Here is a 15,234-nt window from a genome sequence, read left to right as displayed (position 1 = left end):
ACGTGGAAATTCTTCAGGTCATCCTGCAGGTGTTGCTCGGCATCACGAGCCTCCTGCTGACCTTGCTCATCCTGCTCCACCGAGGTCGGGGTGGCGGTCTCTCCGACATGTTCGGGGGCGGTGTCACGAGCAACCTCGGCGCGTCCGGCGTCGCCGAGCGGAACCTGAACCGCATCACGGTCTTCCTCGGCCTGGTGTGGATCACCTGCATCGTCGTGCTCGGCCTCATCACCAAGTTCTCGGCGGTGGCCTGATGGCATCGGGCGGTAGCGCCATCCGGGGTTCGCGTGTCGGTGCAGGTCCGATGGGCGAACAGGATCGCGGCTACCACGCCGAGCGGATCACCATCTCCTACTGGGACGCCCTGGGCAACGAGGTCGTGCGGCACTTCGCCGCGAACGTCCCCGAAGACGAGATCCCCGAGACCGTCGACTCGCCGTCGAGCGGTCTCCCGGCCGGCCGTGACAAGGCGAACCCGCCGAGCGTCGCCAAGCTCGAGCCGTACAAGACGCATCTGGCCTACGTCAAAGAACGTCGGTCCGAAGAAGAGGCCGCGCAGTTGCTCGAAGAGGCTCTGCAGCAGCTGCGGGTCCGCCGCGGCAAGGCCTGACCGGTCGTCCTGACCGGCACACCGGGGTCATAACCCGGTGAGAACGACGAAGCCCCGCAGCGATGCTGCGGGGCTTCGTCGTGCGCGGGCTCAGTAGGTGGAGGCGATGAGCTTCTCGGGAACCTCGGCGGCAGCGGCGTCGTCGACGAAGAAGACGGTCCGCTTGCGACCCTTGACCCCGGCGACGGGAACCTGGTCGGCACCCGCCCCGGCGAGAGCGAGACCCAGCGACGACGCCTTCTCGGCACCCGCGAGGATCATCCAGACGCGCTGCGAGTTGTTGATCGCCGGCAGGCTCAGAGTCAGGCGGACCGGCGGCGGCTTGGGGGAGTCGTCGATGGTCAGCACCGTCGAGTCCGTCGCGCGGATCTGCTCCTTGTCGGGGAACAACGACGCGATGTGCCCATCGGGACCGACCCCGAGGAGGGTGATGTCGAAGCGGGGCGAGATGTCGTCGCCCTGGGCGTGCTCGAGGAGCTCGGCCCGATACGAGGCGGCCGCATCCTCGACGTCGTCGAAGTCTCCGACGGCACCGAAACGATGCACGTTCGACGGATCGACGCCGATGTGGTCGAGCAGATCGATTCCGGCCTGGTGGTCGTTGCGGTCGGCGTGGCCGGCCTCCACCCAACGCTCGTCGGCCCACCAGAACGAGACCTTCGACCAGTCGACGCTGTCGCGTGCCGGCGAGGCGTTGATGGCCGCCAGCACGAGTGTGCTGACCGAGCCACCGCTCACGACGACCGAGGCGTAGTTCTGCTCCTCGATGACGTCGATGATCTTGGTGATGAACCGGGCGGCGACGGACGCCCCCAGCGATTCCTTGGTGGAGTGCACGAGCACCCGGCGTTCGTTTGTCACGGTTATCGTCTGCCCTAGCTGTCCTGGACGGGTTCGCTCAGTTGGCGAACCCCATGTTCGACGACATCACCGAAGAGGTCGTCGGGGTCGAGTCTACGGAGTTCCTCGGCGAGGCAGTCGCGGAGAGAACGGCGTGGCAACGCGAGGTCGTGCGTCGGCTGACCCGGCTGCCGCAGCGTCGCGACGTTGTCCTGCTCGCGCTCGAGCTCGATGGCTCCGGAGGCGCGCAGCAGTCGGACTCCCTGGATGCCGCTCGAGCCGGTGGCGCGTGTCGTCAGCTCGTTGTCCACCGTCACCTGCAGCTGCAACCGCAGCCACGCCGCCAGCAGGAGGGTGGAGGGGGAGTCCGGCGCGCCACTGACCTCGACCGCGGTGACGGGCTCGTACGGGGGCTGATCGAGAACAGCCGCGAGCTGGGTGCGCCAGAGCGTCAGCCGGGTCCAGGCGAAATCGGTGTCGCCCGGGGCGTAGGTCTCGGCGAGGTCGACGATCGTCTGTCGCGGGTTGTCCTGGCTGGCAGCGTCGGTGATGCGGCGTTGGGCGATGCGCCCGAGCGGTGACTCCGAGACGACGGCCGGCGCCTTGCCCGGCCACCAGGCGACGACCGGGGCGTCGGGGAGGAGCAGCCCGGTGACGAGACCCTCCTCGTCGCTGGCGGTGTCGCCGTAGGCACGGAGCACGATGACCTCGCTGGCTCCCGCGTCTCCGCCGACGCGGATCTGCGCGTCCAGGCGGGCGTCCGCGTCGGAGCCCTCGCCGCGTGACGTGGAGATCACGATGACCCGCATGGGGTGCTCGCGCGAGGCCTCGTTCGCCGCCTCGATGGCCTCCTCCTCCTCGCCGAGAGAGGTGGAGATGATGAGGGTGAGCACCCGACCGAGAGCGACCGCGCCTCCTTCCTCTCGGATGGAGACGAGCGACTTCTGCACTCGGGAGATGGTGCTGTCGGGCAGATCGACGATCATGGTCGCCTCCAGGTACGGCCGTCGCGGGCCATGAGTTCGTCGGCGGACTTCGGGCCCCAGGTGCCTGGGCGGTACTGCTCGGGCTGGCCTCGGCCGGCCCAGAACTCCTCGATGGGGTCGAGGATCTTCCAGGACAGCTCGACCTCCTCGTGTCGGGGGAAGAGCGGCGGGTCGCCGAGGAGGACGTCGAGGATGAGCCTCTCGTAGGCCTCCGGGCTCGCTTCGGTGAACGCGTGTCCGTAGCCGAAGTCCATCGTGACGTCGCGCACCTGGGTGCCGATGCCGGGAACCTTCGAACCGAAGCGCAGCGTGACGCCCTCGTCGGGCTGGACCCGCACGACCAGGGCGTTCTGCCCCAGTGATGTCTGCGAGCCGAAGATGTTCTCCGGGACCTGCTTGAAGACGATCGCGATCTCGGTGACCCGGCGTCCGAGGCGCTTGCCCGCCCGGAGGTAGAACGGGACTCCGGCCCAACGGCGCGTCGCGATCTCGAGCTTGATGGCGGCGAAGGTCTCGGTGAGGCTCTCGGGGTTCATGCCCTCCTCGTCGAGGAACCCGAGGACCTTCTCACCGCCCTGCCAGCCGCCGGAGTATTGACCGCGTGCAGTGCCCGTCGCGAGGTCCTCCGGCAGACGGACCGCCGAGAGGACCTTCTCCTTCTCGGCGCGGAGGTCCTTCGCGGTGAACGACACCGGTTCCTCCATGGCGGTGAGGGCGAGGAGCTGGAGGAGGTGGTTCTGGATGACGTCCCGAGCGGCTCCGATCCCGTCGTAGTAGCCGGCGCGACCCCCGACGCCGATGTCCTCGGCCATGGTGATCTGGACGTGGTCGACGTAGTTGGAGTTCCAGAGGGGCTCGTACATCTGATTCGCGAACCGGAGCGTGAGCAGGTTCTGGACCGTCTCCTTGCCGAGGTAGTGATCGATCCGGAAGACGGAGTCGGGTTCGAAGACGGTCTCGACCACCGCGTTCAGCTCACGCGCGGTCTTCAGGTCGCTGCCGAAGGGCTTCTCGATGACGACACGACGCCAGGCACCGTCGCGTTCCTCGGCGAGTCCGGAGTTGCGGAGCTGCTCGGTGACGATCGGGAACGCCTTCGGCGGGATCGACAGGTAGAACGCGTGGTTGCCCATCGTCCCCCGCTCACGATCGAGCTCCTCGATGGTGTCCTTGAGACGGGTGAACGCGTCAGCGTCGTCGAAGACACCCTGGACGAAGCGGAAACCTTCTTTGAGCTGGCGCCAGACGTCCTCGTCGAAGGGGGTGCGGGCGTGCTCCTTGACGGCCTCGTAGACCACCTGCTCGAAGTCCTGCCCCTCCCACTCGCGTCGGGCGAAGCCGACGAGGGCGAAGCCGGGCGGCAGCAGGCCGCGGTTCGCGAGGTCGTACACCGCCGGCATGAGCTTCTTGCGCGACAGGTCGCCCGTCACGCCGAAGATGATCAGACCGCTGGGCCCGGCGATGCGATTGAGACGACGGTCGGAGGGGAGTCGCAGGGGATTCGATTCGGGAGTGATCTCGACCGGTGACATTCGTGGTGGTTTCTTTCGGGTCGTGATTGTCCGGCGGGGCCTCGCACGCCCCGACCGGGAGGCGGGTCGGCGTCGCGGACGACGCCGACCCGCTCGGTCAACGGAGCGAGGCGAGCAGCGCGGGGAGCGCTGCGGCCACGTCGGTGACCGTCAGGGTGAGCACCGGACGGCCGTGCTCGGCGAGCACCTTCGCGTCGCCGGCGGCCTGCGCCTGGACGAGCTGCCCGAAGGTGAACGGGCTCTCCGGGATCTCGAGGTCGCGTTCGGCGACCTGCGTGATCTGGAGGAACACGCCGTTGGCGGGACCGCCCTTGTGATACTGACCCGTCGAGTGCAGGAACCGGGGTCCCCAACCGAACGTCACGGGTCGCTCGGTGCGCGCCGCGAGGGCGTCGCGCAGCGTCTCGAGCTTCCGGATTCGCGACCCGGTCGATGTACGCCTGGATCGACACGTAGCCGTCGTCGTCGAGGTGCGACAGCAAGGCCGTCACAGCGCTGTCGAGGGAGTCCCCGACCTCGAGGCCGCCGACCTGACGCACCTCGACGCCCTCGGCCGTGAATGCCGGGGGAGTCGGAGCGGGACGGTCGTCCAGAAGAGCCCGGGTCGCGATCTTCGCGGACTCGACGTCGGGCTGGTCGAACGGGTTGATGTCGAGCAGTCGACCGGCGACGGCGACCGCGTACTCCCAGACCATGATCTGCCCACCGAGCGAGCCGGAGATCTCCACCTCGCCGGGGGCGACCTCTCGGGTCTCCGCAGCGTTGGCGACGAGGCGCACCACCTGCACGTCATGCAGGTCGAGCGAGATCTCGGGTCCGTCGGTACCGAGGACGACGGGCAGGAGCCCACGTCCCTGCTTGCCGGTGGACTCGGCGATCAGCTGCTCCGCCCAGTCGGGGAACCCGATGATGTGCGTGCCGTCGGCGACGATCGCGATCTTGTCGCGCAGCGGCTGCGTGCCGGCGATGACGGCGCCGAGCACGAGACCCGGGTTGTCGACGGAGTCCTGCGCGAGCTCGACGGTGACGGCGTCGGCCTCACTGAGCAGCTCGCGGATGTCGGCACCGGCCAGACCGGACGGCACGAGTCCGAACGCCGACAGCGCCGAGTAACGACCGCCGATGTTGGGGTCGGCGTTGAAGACGCGGTAACCGGCTTCGCGGGCGGAGGCGTCCAGGGGCGAACCCGGATCGGTCACGACGACGATGCGGTCGACGGGATCGATGCCGGCGTCGCGGAAGGCCTTCTCGAAGGTCTTGCGCTGGCTGGCGGTCTCGACGGTCGAGCCGGACTTCGACGACACGACGAGCACGGTGCGCTCGAGGCGGTCGGCGAGGGCCGTCAGGACCTGGCCGGGCTCCGTGGCGTCGAGCACCGTCAGCTCGACGCCGTAGGTGCGTGTGATGACCTCGGGAGCCAGCGACGAACCGCCCATGCCGGCGAGCACGACGTGGTCGACGCCCTTGCCCGCGAGCTCCTCGCGGAGCTCGGCGATCTGGTCGATCAGCGGGGTCGAGACGACGACCGCCTCCGTCCAGCCGAGTCGCTTGGCCGACTCGTCCTCCGCGTCAGGACCCCAGAGCGTGGGGTTCTGAGCGGTGATGCCGGAGGCGACCAGGTCGTCGACCAGCTGCGGGACGACCTTCTCGATGGCTTCCGCGGCGGCGCCGCTCGCTGCGATCGTGATGGTCACTTGGCGGCCTCGGCGGGCTTCGACGCCTCGAGCGCGGCGGTGACGGTGTCGAGCAGTTCGTTCCAGGAGACGATGAACTTCTCCACGCCCTCCTTCTCGAGCAGCTCGGTGACCTCGTCGTACGAGACGCCCTGGGCCGCGATGGCGTCCATGACCTCGTTGGCGGAGGCGTAGGAGGAGCTGATCGAGTCGCCGCGGATGTCACCGTGGTCGAAGGTCGCCTCGAGCGTCTTCTCGGGCATCGTGTTGACGACGTCGGCCGCGACGAGCTCGACGACGTAGGTCGTGTCGAGAACGTTCGGGTCCTTGACGCCGGTGGAGGCCCAGAGCGGACGCTGCTTGTTGGCGCCGGCGGCCAGCAGGCCCTTGGCGCGCTCGGTGTCGAAGGCCTGCGTGTAGACCTCGTAGGCGAGCTGGGCGTTCGCGACGCCGGCCTTGCCCTTGAGGGCCTTCGCCTCGTCGGTTCCGACCGCGTCCAGGCGCTTGTCGATCTCGGTGTCGACGCGCGACACGAAGAAGGAGGCGACGGAGTGGATGGTGGTGATGTCGATGCCGGCGGCCTTGGCCTGCTCGAGACCGGTCAGGTAGGCGTTGATGACGGCTCGGTAGCGCTCGAGGCTGAAGATCAACGTGACGTTGACGCTGATGCCCTTGGCGATCACCGCGGTGATGGCCTCGAGGCCCTCGACCGTCGCGGGGATCTTGATGAGCGCGTTGGGACGACCGACCTTGGCGGCCAGCTTGATCGCCTGGTCGATGGTGCCCTGGGCGTCGTGAGCCAGACCGGGCTCGACCTCGATCGATACACGGCCGTCGAATCCCTTCGAGCTGTCGTAGATCTCGCGGAAGATGTCGCTGGCACGCGTGACGTCGTCCGTCGTGATCTCGAAGACGGCGTCGGTGACGCTCACGCCGCTCTTCGCGAGGAGCGCGACCTGGTCGTCGTACGCCTCGCCCTTGGCCAGAGCCGAAGCGAAGATCGTGGGGTTCGTCGTGACCCCCACGACGTTGCGCTCGGCGATGAGCTTCTGGAGCCCGCCCGCGTTGATGCGCTCGCGCGACAGGTCGTCGAGCCAGATGCTGACGCCGGCGGCGGAGAGCTGTGCGGTGTTTGATTCGGTCATTTCTCTTCTTCTCTCTTCTTCGCGGGCGCTCAGAGAGCGGCCAGCGAGTCCTTGACGGCTGCGACGGCGGCTTCGGTCGTGATGCCGAACTCGCGGTAGAGCGTCTTGTAGTCGGCGGAGGCACCGAAGTGCTCGATCGAGATGCTGCGGCCGGCGTCGCCGACGATCGCACGCCACGGCATCGCGATGCCGGCCTCGATGGACACGCGCGCCTTCACGGCGGCGGGCAGGACGGATTCCTTGTACTCGGCGCTCTGCTCGTCGAACCATTCGAGGCTGGGAGCCGAGACGACCCGGGCGTTGATGCCCTCGCCCTTGAGCACCTCGCGGGCCTCGACGGCGATCTGCACTTCGGAACCGGTGGCGATCAGGATGACGTCCGCCGTGCCTCCCGGAGCCTCGGCGAGGACGTAGGCGCCCTTCGCGACGTTCTTCGCCGAGGCGAAGGTCTCGCCGGTGGCGTCACCCTCTCCGCGCTCGAAGACGGGCAGGTTCTGGCGGCTGAGCGCCAGACCGGCGGGGCCGCTGTGCCGCTCGAGGATGGTCTTCCAGGCCCAGGCGGTCTCGTTGGCGTCGGCCGGACGGACGACGTCGAAGTCGGGGATGGCGCGCAGCGCGGCCAGCTGCTCGACCGGCTGGTGGGTGGGGCCGTCTTCGCCGAGGGCGACGGAGTCGTGGGTCCACACGTAGGTGACGGGCGACTTCATGAGAGCCGCGAGACGCACGGCGGGACGCATGTAGTCGCTGAAGATCAGGAAGGTCCCGCCGAACACGCGCGTGTTGCCGTGCAGTGCGATGCCGTTCATGATCGAGCCCATGGCGTGCTCGCGGATGCCGAAGTGGAGGACGCGCCCGTAGGGGTTGCCCTGCCATTCGTGCGTCGACCACTCGGTCGGGACGAACGAGCCGCCGCCCGCGATCGTGGTCAGGTTCGACTCGGCGAGGTCGGCGGAGCCACCCCAGAACTCGGGGACGACCTCGGCGATGGCGTTGATGACCTTGCCCGAGGCGGCACGGGTGGACACCTCTTTGTCGGTCGGGAAGACGGGCAGTGCCGCGTCGAGACCCTCGGGCAGCTCGCCCTTGAGGACTCGGTCGAGCAGCGTCTTCTTGTCGGGGTTCGCGGTGGCCCACTCGTCGAACGACGTGGTCCACTCGGCGTGCTGCGCCTGACCGCGCTCGACGGCCTTGCGGGTGTGCTCCAGCACCTCGGGGTCGACGTCGAAGGTCTTCTCCGGGTCGAAGCCGAGGACCTCCTTCAGGCCGGCGAGCTCTTCGGCGCCGAGTGCGGAGCCGTGGATCTTCCCGCTGTTCTGCTTCTTGGGCGAGGGCCAGCCGATGATCGTCTTGAGGATGATCAGCGACGGCTTGCCGGTCTCGGCCTTGGCGGCCTCGATGGCGTCGTTCAGGGCGCGCACGTCTTCGACGTACTCGCCCGTCTTCTTCCAGTCGACGACCTGGACGTGCCAGTCGTAGGACTCGTAGCGCTTGTGGACGTCTTCGGTGAAGGCGATGTTCGTGTCGTCTTCGATCGAGATCTGGTTGGAGTCGTAGATGACGACGAGGTTGCCGAGCTGCTGGTGGCCGGCGAGCGAGGAGGCCTCGCTGGTGACGCCCTCCTGCAGGTCGCCGTCGCCGGCGATCACGTAGACGTGGTGGTCGAACGGCGAGGTGCCGACGGCCGCCTCGGGGTCGAAGAGTCCGCGCTCGAAGCGGGCGGCGTAGGCCATGCCCACGGCGGAGGCCAGACCCTGACCCAGGGGCCCGGTCGTGATCTCGACGCCGTCGGTGTGTCCGTACTCGGGGTGACCCGGCGTCTTCGAGCCCCAGGTGCGGAGGGCCTTGAGGTCGTCGAGCTCGAGGCCGTAGCCACCGAGGTAGAACTGGACGTACTGCGTCAGCGAGCTGTGACCGACCGAGAGGATGAAGCGGTCGCGACCGATCCACTCGCTGTCGCTCGGGTCACGACGCATGACCTTCTGGAAGAGGAGGTAGGCGGCGGGCGCCAGGCTCATCGCCGTGCCGGGGTGGCCGTTGCCGACCTTCTCGACCGAGTCGGCCGCGAGGACGCGGACGGTGTCGACTGCCTTGTTGTCAATGGATTCCCATTGCAGATCTGCCACTGGAAGTTGACCCTTCTTGATGCGGATTGCGCGGGGTCGATTCGCTCCCGCGCTGACATGCGCCTGCCGAGACGTCGTCGGCTTCGGTCGAACGCACACCGCAGGGTGGGATCAAGACGGGGGAAATGGGTTCCGATGTCGGAGATTCCAGCGCCGAACGGGCGTGCGACTGGCAAGCACCTGTCAGTATAGGGACGAACGTGCTGGTCCTGCCCGCATGTGACTCCCAGAGAACCGTCACCGCCGACGATCATCGCCTAGACTTTTCGAGCAATCCGCTCATCTCGTTAGAGGACTCATGACCGCAGCCGTAGACACCCGCCCCGACACCGAACCCCGGGGCATCCGTCGCAAGGCTCGGGCCTACGTCGCCCTCACGAAACCCCGCGTGATGGAGCTCCTGCTCGTCACCACGGCGCCGACCATGTTCCTGGCGCAGGGCGGGGTGCCGAATCTGTGGCTCGTCGCCGCGACGCTGATCGGTGGCGCCTTGAGCGCGGGTTCGGCCTCGGCCTTCAACTGCTACATCGATCGCGACATCGATCGCATCATGAAGCGGACGCAGGGTCGACCGCTCGTGACCGGCGAGGTGTCCGATCGCGAGGCGCTCGTGTTCTCGTACGTGGTGGGCGTCGCGTCGATCGTGTGGCTCGCCCTGACGGTCAATCTGCTGTCCGCCGCGTTGTCGCTCGGCGCCATCCTCTTCTACGTCGTCGTCTACACGCTCTGGCTGAAGCGCCGCACGCCGCAGAACATCGTCTGGGGCGGCATCGCCGGGTGCATGCCGGTTCTGATCGGCTGGGCGGCGGTGACGAACTCGCTCACCTGGGCGCCGGTCATCCTCTTCATGGTGATCTTCCTCTGGACGCCGCCGCACTACTGGCCGCTGTCGATGAAGTACCGCGACGACTACGCGGCCGCCGACGTGCCCATGCTCTCCGTGGTGCGCGGTCGATCGATCGTCGGGCTGCAGGTCATCCTCTACGCGTGGGCCACGGTCGTCTGCTCGCTGCTGCTCATCCCGGTGGCCGGCATGGGGATCCTCTACACGGTCGTGGCGGTCGCCAGCGGACTCTGGTTCATCTGGGAGTCGCACCGCCTCTACAGCCGCGCCATCCAGCAGGTGGCCGAGGTCCGACCCATGCGGGTCTTCCACAGCTCGATCACGTACCTCACGCTGCTCTTCCTGGCGGTCGGCATCGACCCGCTTCTGGCCTTCTGAGTCGGGCCCCGGTCAGATCCGCGCGACGTCCCGTTCGATCGGGGCGTCGACCTCGTCGGGCGCCTGGTCGTTCTTGAGAGACAGGACGACTGCGGTCATGGCGGCCACGAGCAGCGCCGACAGCACCATGTGGCTTCCGACCAGCACGGGCGGAAGACCGGTGCGGGCCTGGGTGATGCCGACGGCGATCTGGACGAGCTCGACGCCCAGCAGGAGGACGGGGAACCGCCGGGGGAGACCGGCCCTGAGGGTCCACGCGACGATCGCGATCGTCAGGGCGAGCGTGGCGTAGGCCGGCCAGCTGTGGACATGATCCATGACGGCCGGATCGAGTCCGTTGCGAGGTGTGGCGGCGTCGCCGGCATGCGGACCGGATCCCGTGGTGAGGATGCCGACGATCACCGTGACGCCGACCACGCCCGCCGCGACGTGCACGAGCCGGGCGTAGCCGCGCGACGTCGCCGCGTACGACCCCCGTGGTCCCTTGAAGACGCGCCAGAGGAGCACGGTCGTCAACGCGACGAGGAAGATCGACACGACGAAGTGCGCACCCACGATGTAGGGGTTGAGGCCCGTCAGCACGGTGACGCCGCCCAGAGCAGCCTGGAACGGGATGCCGAGACCCTGGATGAGCGTCAGCACGAAGAGGTCGCGTCGGACGGCGCGCATCCGGATGACGGCCAGGAACGCGAGTATCACGACGATCGTGAGAACGAAGGTGAGCAGACGGTTGCCGAACTCGATGACGCCGTGGATCCCCATCTCGGGGGTGCTGACGAACGACTCGGGCGTGCACCGCGGCCAGGTGGGGCAGCCGAGACCCGACCCGGTGAGCCGGACCGCGCCTCCTGTGCCGATCAGGAGGACCTGGCAGGCGAAGGACGCCCAGGCGATGATGCGGACCCGTCGATCGACGGTCGTGGGCAGCCACGACCTGACGCGGGACAGCACTCCGACCGGACCCACCTGTGTGTTGCTCACGAACTGCTGCCTTTCGTCGCTTTCGGCGCTTCGACCTGTAGAATCAACGGGTTCAGGAACACAACCCGGTATGGCGTCGACGTCGACGCACATGGTCTGCTCGGACCGATGTGAGTACGGCGGCTTGGCCGCCCTACGAAGAACGAGTCTAGGCAACGCGCACCTGTCATCCGACCGTGAATAAGGTCGTAGTGGTGCGGGTGACGGCCGCCGGTGTGGTCGCCTCGCGTCGCGAGTGGCTGAGCCACAACAAGAGCGGATCCCGACGGGGCCCGCTCGCAGGAAGGGCGTGGGAATGGTCATCCATCTCCCCGTGTTCGCTCCGGCAGAAGGAAGAGGTTAGAGATGTCAGACGTGTTGATCGATCGACCAGAGCTCGCAGGCCTGGGCCAGTACGAGTTCGGCTGGGCCGACTCCGACGCGGCGGGCGCCTCGGCGCGGCGCGGTGTGTCACCCGAGGTCGTCTCGGACATCTCGGCGCTCAAGAACGAGCCCGAGTGGATGCTCAAGAACCGCCTCAAGGGGCTCGCCCTCTTCGAGAAGAAGCCCATGCCGACCTGGGGCGCCGACCTCTCCGGCATCGACTTCGACAACATCAAGTACTTCGTCCGCTCAACCGAGAAGCAGGCGACCACCTGGGACGACCTGCCCGACGACATCAAGAACACCTACGAGAAGCTCGGGATCCCCGAGGCCGAACGCAACCGTCTCGTGGCCGGTGTCGCCGCACAGTACGAGTCCGAGGTGGTCTACCACCAGATCCGTGAGGACCTCGAGCAGCAGGGTGTCATCTTCATGGACACCGACACGGCCCTGCGCGAGCACCCCGAGCTCTTCCAGGAGTACTTCGGCACCGTTATCCCGGCCGGCGACAACAAGTTCGCGGCGCTCAACACCTCCGTCTGGTCGGGCGGGTCCTTCGTCTACGTCCCCAAGGGCGTCCACGTCGAGATCCCCCTTCAGGCCTACTTCCGCATCAACACGGAGAACATGGGTCAGTTCGAGCGCACGCTGATCATCGCCGACGAGGACAGCTATGTGCACTACATCGAGGGCTGCACGGCTCCCATCTACAAGTCCGACTCGCTGCACTCGGCGGTCGTCGAGATCGTCGTCAAGAAGAACGCCCGCGTCCGGTACACGACGATCCAGAACTGGTCGAACAACGTGTACAACCTGGTCACCAAGCGCGCCATCGCGCACGAGGGCGCGACGATGGAGTGGATCGACGGCAACATCGGGTCCAAGGTCACGATGAAGTACCCGTCCATCTATCTGGTGGGCGAGCACGCGAAGGGCGAGACCCTCTCCGTCGCCTTCGCCGGCCCCGGCCAGCACCAGGACGCCGGCGCGAAGATGGTTCACATGGCGCCGTACACGACGTCCTCGATCGTGTCGAAGTCGATCGCTCGCGGAGGCGGCCGTGCCGGCTACCGCGGAGAGATCCGCGTGGACCCGTCCGCACACCACTCGGCCAACACCGTCCGCTGCGACGCTCTGCTGGTCGACACGATCTCCCGATCCGACACGTACCCGGCCATCGACATCCGCGTCGACGACGTCCAGCTCGGTCACGAGGCGACCGTGTCGCGGGTCAGCGAAGAGCAGCTCTTCTACCTGATGTCGCGCGGCATGGCCGAGGACGAGGCCATGGCGATGATCGTGCGCGGCTTCATCGAGCCCATCGCCCGAGAGCTGCCCATGGAGTACGCGCTCGAACTCAACAAGCTCATCGAGATGAGCATGGAAGGATCCGTCGGCTAGATGTCTGCCGCAGCACCCACCACCACAGACAGCAGCACCTCCGAACGCGTCCAGCACGGCGCCGGAGCCCACACCGACGGCGGATGGGGTCTCGTACCGGTCCAGACCCGGTCAGGTCGCTTCTCGTCGACCGATCCCGCGGCCTTCCCCGACGTGACCGGTCGCGAGGTCGACTGGAAGCTCAGTCCGGTCGCGCGCCTCCGTCCCCTCATCGACGGTCCTCTCGACGGTTCCCCCTACGCCTATCTCGCCCGCGAGACGGGCGGGGCGACGGTCGACTGGGTCGACGCGTCCCATGCACGGGTCGGCACCGCCGGAACTCCCGAAGACAAGGCCTCGGCGAACGCCTGGGCGAGCGTCGAGAAGGTCCTCCTCGTCGAACTGACCGGCGAGGAGCCCTCCACGGTGACCATCGGTCGCTCGGGGCTCGACCGCGAACCGCGCGCCGGTCACACCGTCATCCACGCCGCCGCCCACACGACCTCTCTCGTCGTGCTGCGGAACACGGGCTCGGCGCGACTCGTCGAGAACGTCGAGATCGTGGTCGACGACGGCGCCCACCTCACCGTGGTGACGCTCCAGGAGTGGGACGACGACGCGGAGCACCTCGCCAGTCACTTCGCCACGATCGGGCGCGACGCGCAGTTGAAGCACTTCGTCGTCAGCCTCGGCGGGTCCATCGTGCGGGTCAACCCGTCGGCGCATCTCGCCGGCCAGGGCGCCGACACCGAGCTCTACGGCGTCTACTTCGCCGACGCGGGTCAGCACCTCGAGCAGCAGGTGTACGTGAACCACGACGCGCCGAATTCGCGGAGCCGGGTCAACTACAAGGGCGCGCTCCAGGGCGAGGGCGCTCGGACGGTCTGGATCGGCGACGTCCTGATCGGGCGCACCGCACCGGGCACCGACAGCTACGAGCAGAACCGCAACCTGGTGCTCAGCGAGGGCACGCGGGCCGACTCGATCCCCAACCTCGAGATCGAGACCGGTGACATCCAGGGCGCGGGTCACGCCAGTGCCACGGGTCGCTTCGACGACGAGCACCTGTTCTACCTGCAGTCGCGCGGCATCTCCGAAGACGAGGCACGTCGCCTCGTCGTCCTCGGGTTCCTCAGCGAGGTCGTCCAGAAGATCGGCGAGCCCGAGCTCCAGGATCGTCTGATCGCGGCCCTCGAGGTCGAGCTCACCGCGGCTCCCGGAACCGGGGCGGTCACGCGATGAGCGTCAAGATCTGCGGAGTCGACGACGTCACGCCATCACAGGCGCTCCGCGTCGTCGTCGACGGGGTCGCCATCGCCGTCGTGAAGGACAGCGCCGGCACGATCCACGCGATCGGCGACACCTGCACCCACGGAGACATCTCCCTGGCAGAGGGCTTCGTCGAGGACGACACCCTCGAGTGCTGGGCCCACGGCTCCAAGTTCGAGCTCACGACCGGCAAGCCGCTCACCCTCCCCGCCTACGAACCCGTCCCGGTCTTCGCCGTCTCCGTCGTCGACGGCGACGTCTACGTCGACACCAGTGCCACGCCTTCGCCGGCGGGCGTCGCACAGTAAGGAAAACGCATCATGTCCACACTCGAGATCCGAGACCTCAAGGTCAGCATCGACACCGATCAGGGCGTCAAGCCCATCCTCAAGGGCGTCGACCTGACGATCAACGAGGGCGAGATCCACGCCGTCATGGGGCCCAACGGCTCCGGCAAGTCCACGCTCGCCTACACGATCGCCGGCCACCCGCGCTACAACGTCGACGGCGGCTCCATCCTCCTCGACGGCCGTGAGGTCCTCGACATGACCGTCGACGAGCGCGCCAAGGCCGGCCTGTTCCTCGCGATGCAGTACCCGGTCGAGATCCCCGGTGTCACGGTCGCGAACTTCCTCCGGACGGCCAAGACCGCGCTGGACGGCGAGGCGCCAGCCATCCGCAGCTGGGTCAAAGACCTGCGGACGCACATGTCGGACCTCAAGATGGACCCGTCGTTCGCCGAGCGCAACGTCAACGAGGGGTTCTCCGGCGGCGAGAAGAAGCGTCACGAGATCATGCAGCTCGAGCTGCTCAAGCCCAAGTTCGCCGTGCTCGACGAGACCGACTCCGGCCTCGACGTCGACGCTCTGAAGATCGTCTCCGAGGGTGTCAACCGGGCCAAGGCCAACACGGGTCTCGGGCTGCTGATGATCACGCACTACACGCGCATCCTCCGCTACATCAAGCCCGACTTCGTGCACGTCTTCGTCGACGGTCACGTCGCCGAGCAGGGCGGGCCCGAGCTGGCGGACCGCCTGGAGGACGAGGGCTACGACCGTTACGTCACCGCAGCCGCCGCCGAGGCCGAGGCCGCTGCGGCGGTGAACTGAC

13 protein-coding genes and 1 pseudogene are annotated in these 15,234 nt (G+C 67.6%); 7 read left to right on the top strand and 7 right to left on the bottom strand.

The features are described 5' to 3' along the window. Positions 1-2: 2 nt before the first annotated feature. On the top strand, positions 3-254 hold the full coding sequence (secG, locus tag ACZZY9_RS01330; RefSeq protein WP_055797488.1) for a preprotein translocase subunit SecG: 252 nt from the start codon (positions 3-5) through the stop codon (positions 252-254). Next, positions 254-610 (top strand): RNA polymerase-binding protein RbpA, encoded by a 357-nt coding sequence (locus ACZZY9_RS01325; protein WP_055797491.1) that lies wholly within the window; start codon positions 254-256, stop codon positions 608-610. Before secG ends, ACZZY9_RS01325 begins: the two co-directional genes overlap by 1 nt. 90 nt (positions 611-700) lie before the next feature. Here the strand turns inward: ACZZY9_RS01325 and pgl are convergent, their stop codons facing one another. The 6 genes and pseudogenes from pgl to tkt form a co-directional block, all read right to left on the bottom strand. Then, entirely contained in the window at positions 701-1,471 is a 771-nt protein-coding gene (gene pgl, locus ACZZY9_RS01320; protein ID WP_463462697.1) for a 6-phosphogluconolactonase, read from the bottom strand. Positions 1,472-1,485: 14 nt separating this feature from the next. Next, on the bottom strand, positions 1,486-2,436 hold the full coding sequence (locus ACZZY9_RS01315; RefSeq protein ID WP_243213425.1) for a glucose-6-phosphate dehydrogenase assembly protein OpcA: 951 nt from the start codon (positions 2,434-2,436) through the stop codon (positions 1,486-1,488). After that, positions 2,433-3,968, bottom strand: a complete 1,536-nt coding sequence (zwf, locus tag ACZZY9_RS01310; protein WP_463462696.1) for a glucose-6-phosphate dehydrogenase — start codon at positions 3,966-3,968, stop codon at positions 2,433-2,435. The genes ACZZY9_RS01315 and zwf overlap by 4 nt, the downstream gene beginning before the upstream one ends. Positions 3,969-4,065: 97 nt before the next feature. Continuing rightward, positions 4,066-5,662 (bottom strand): annotated as a pseudogene (locus ACZZY9_RS01305) (glucose-6-phosphate isomerase). Continuing rightward, on the bottom strand, positions 5,659-6,786 hold the full coding sequence (gene tal, locus ACZZY9_RS01300; protein ID WP_463462695.1) for a transaldolase: 1,128 nt from the start codon (positions 6,784-6,786) through the stop codon (positions 5,659-5,661). Before tal ends, ACZZY9_RS01305 begins: the two are co-directional and overlap by 4 nt. 29 nt (positions 6,787-6,815) lie before the next feature. Further along, a complete protein-coding gene (gene tkt / locus ACZZY9_RS01295) occupies positions 6,816-8,909 on the bottom strand; it encodes a transketolase (RefSeq protein WP_463462694.1) in 2,094 nt (697 codons plus the stop codon). A gap of 298 nt (positions 8,910-9,207) precedes the next feature. On the opposite strand from tkt, the gene ACZZY9_RS01290 reads away from it, so the two are divergent. Beyond that, positions 9,208-10,131 (top strand): heme o synthase, encoded by a 924-nt coding sequence (locus ACZZY9_RS01290; RefSeq protein ID WP_463462693.1) that lies wholly within the window; start codon positions 9,208-9,210, stop codon positions 10,129-10,131. A 12-nt stretch (positions 10,132-10,143) separates the two neighbouring features. Here the strand turns inward: ACZZY9_RS01290 and ACZZY9_RS01285 are convergent, their stop codons facing one another. Beyond that, positions 10,144-11,112, bottom strand: a complete 969-nt coding sequence (locus ACZZY9_RS01285; RefSeq protein WP_463462692.1) for a COX15/CtaA family protein — start codon at positions 11,110-11,112, stop codon at positions 10,144-10,146. A gap of 345 nt (positions 11,113-11,457) precedes the next feature. Here ACZZY9_RS01285 and sufB point away from each other — a divergent pair, with 345 nt between their 5' ends. Genes sufB through sufC form a run of 4 tightly spaced genes read left to right on the top strand, consistent with a single transcriptional unit; the run spans position 11,458 to position 15,233 of the window. Next, positions 11,458-12,876: a Fe-S cluster assembly protein SufB gene (gene sufB / locus ACZZY9_RS01280; protein WP_192060362.1), complete on the top strand. Its 1,419-nt coding sequence runs from the start codon at positions 11,458-11,460 to the stop codon at positions 12,874-12,876. Then, on the top strand, positions 12,877-14,097 hold the full coding sequence (sufD, locus tag ACZZY9_RS01275; protein ID WP_463462691.1) for a Fe-S cluster assembly protein SufD: 1,221 nt from the start codon (positions 12,877-12,879) through the stop codon (positions 14,095-14,097). It abuts the gene before it with no gap. After that, complete coding sequence (locus tag ACZZY9_RS01270) at positions 14,094-14,432, top strand: non-heme iron oxygenase ferredoxin subunit (RefSeq protein ID WP_192060364.1); 339 nt, start codon at positions 14,094-14,096, stop codon at positions 14,430-14,432. The genes sufD and ACZZY9_RS01270 overlap by 4 nt, the downstream gene beginning before the upstream one ends. A 12-nt stretch (positions 14,433-14,444) precedes the next feature. Then, on the top strand, positions 14,445-15,233 hold the full coding sequence (sufC, locus tag ACZZY9_RS01265) for a Fe-S cluster assembly ATPase SufC (RefSeq protein WP_463462690.1): 789 nt from the start codon (positions 14,445-14,447) through the stop codon (positions 15,231-15,233). The last annotated feature ends 1 nt before the right edge of the window (position 15,234 follow it).

The sequence above is a fragment of the Frigoribacterium sp. AC394 genome (assembly GCF_979258095.1).
This window is presented reverse-complemented; position numbering and strand designations above follow the sequence as displayed.

Coding starts and splice junctions, on each gene's coding strand:
- ACZZY9_RS01325 (WP_055797491.1), top strand. CDS start 254: ATGGCATCGGGCGGTAGCGCCATCCGGGGTTCGCGTGTCGGTGCAGGT.
- ACZZY9_RS01315 (WP_243213425.1), bottom strand. CDS start 2,436: ATGATCGTCGATCTGCCCGACAGCACCATCTCCCGAGTGCAGAAGTCG.
- zwf (WP_463462696.1), bottom strand. CDS start 3,968: ATGTCACCGGTCGAGATCACTCCCGAATCGAATCCCCTGCGACTCCCC.
- tal (WP_463462695.1), bottom strand. CDS start 6,786: ATGACCGAATCAAACACCGCACAGCTCTCCGCCGCCGGCGTCAGCATC.
- ACZZY9_RS01290 (WP_463462693.1), top strand. CDS start 9,208: ATGACCGCAGCCGTAGACACCCGCCCCGACACCGAACCCCGGGGCATC.
- sufB (WP_192060362.1), top strand. CDS start 11,458: ATGTCAGACGTGTTGATCGATCGACCAGAGCTCGCAGGCCTGGGCCAG.
- sufD (WP_463462691.1), top strand. CDS start 12,877: ATGTCTGCCGCAGCACCCACCACCACAGACAGCAGCACCTCCGAACGC.
- ACZZY9_RS01270 (WP_192060364.1), top strand. CDS start 14,094: ATGAGCGTCAAGATCTGCGGAGTCGACGACGTCACGCCATCACAGGCG.
- sufC (WP_463462690.1), top strand. CDS start 14,445: ATGTCCACACTCGAGATCCGAGACCTCAAGGTCAGCATCGACACCGAT.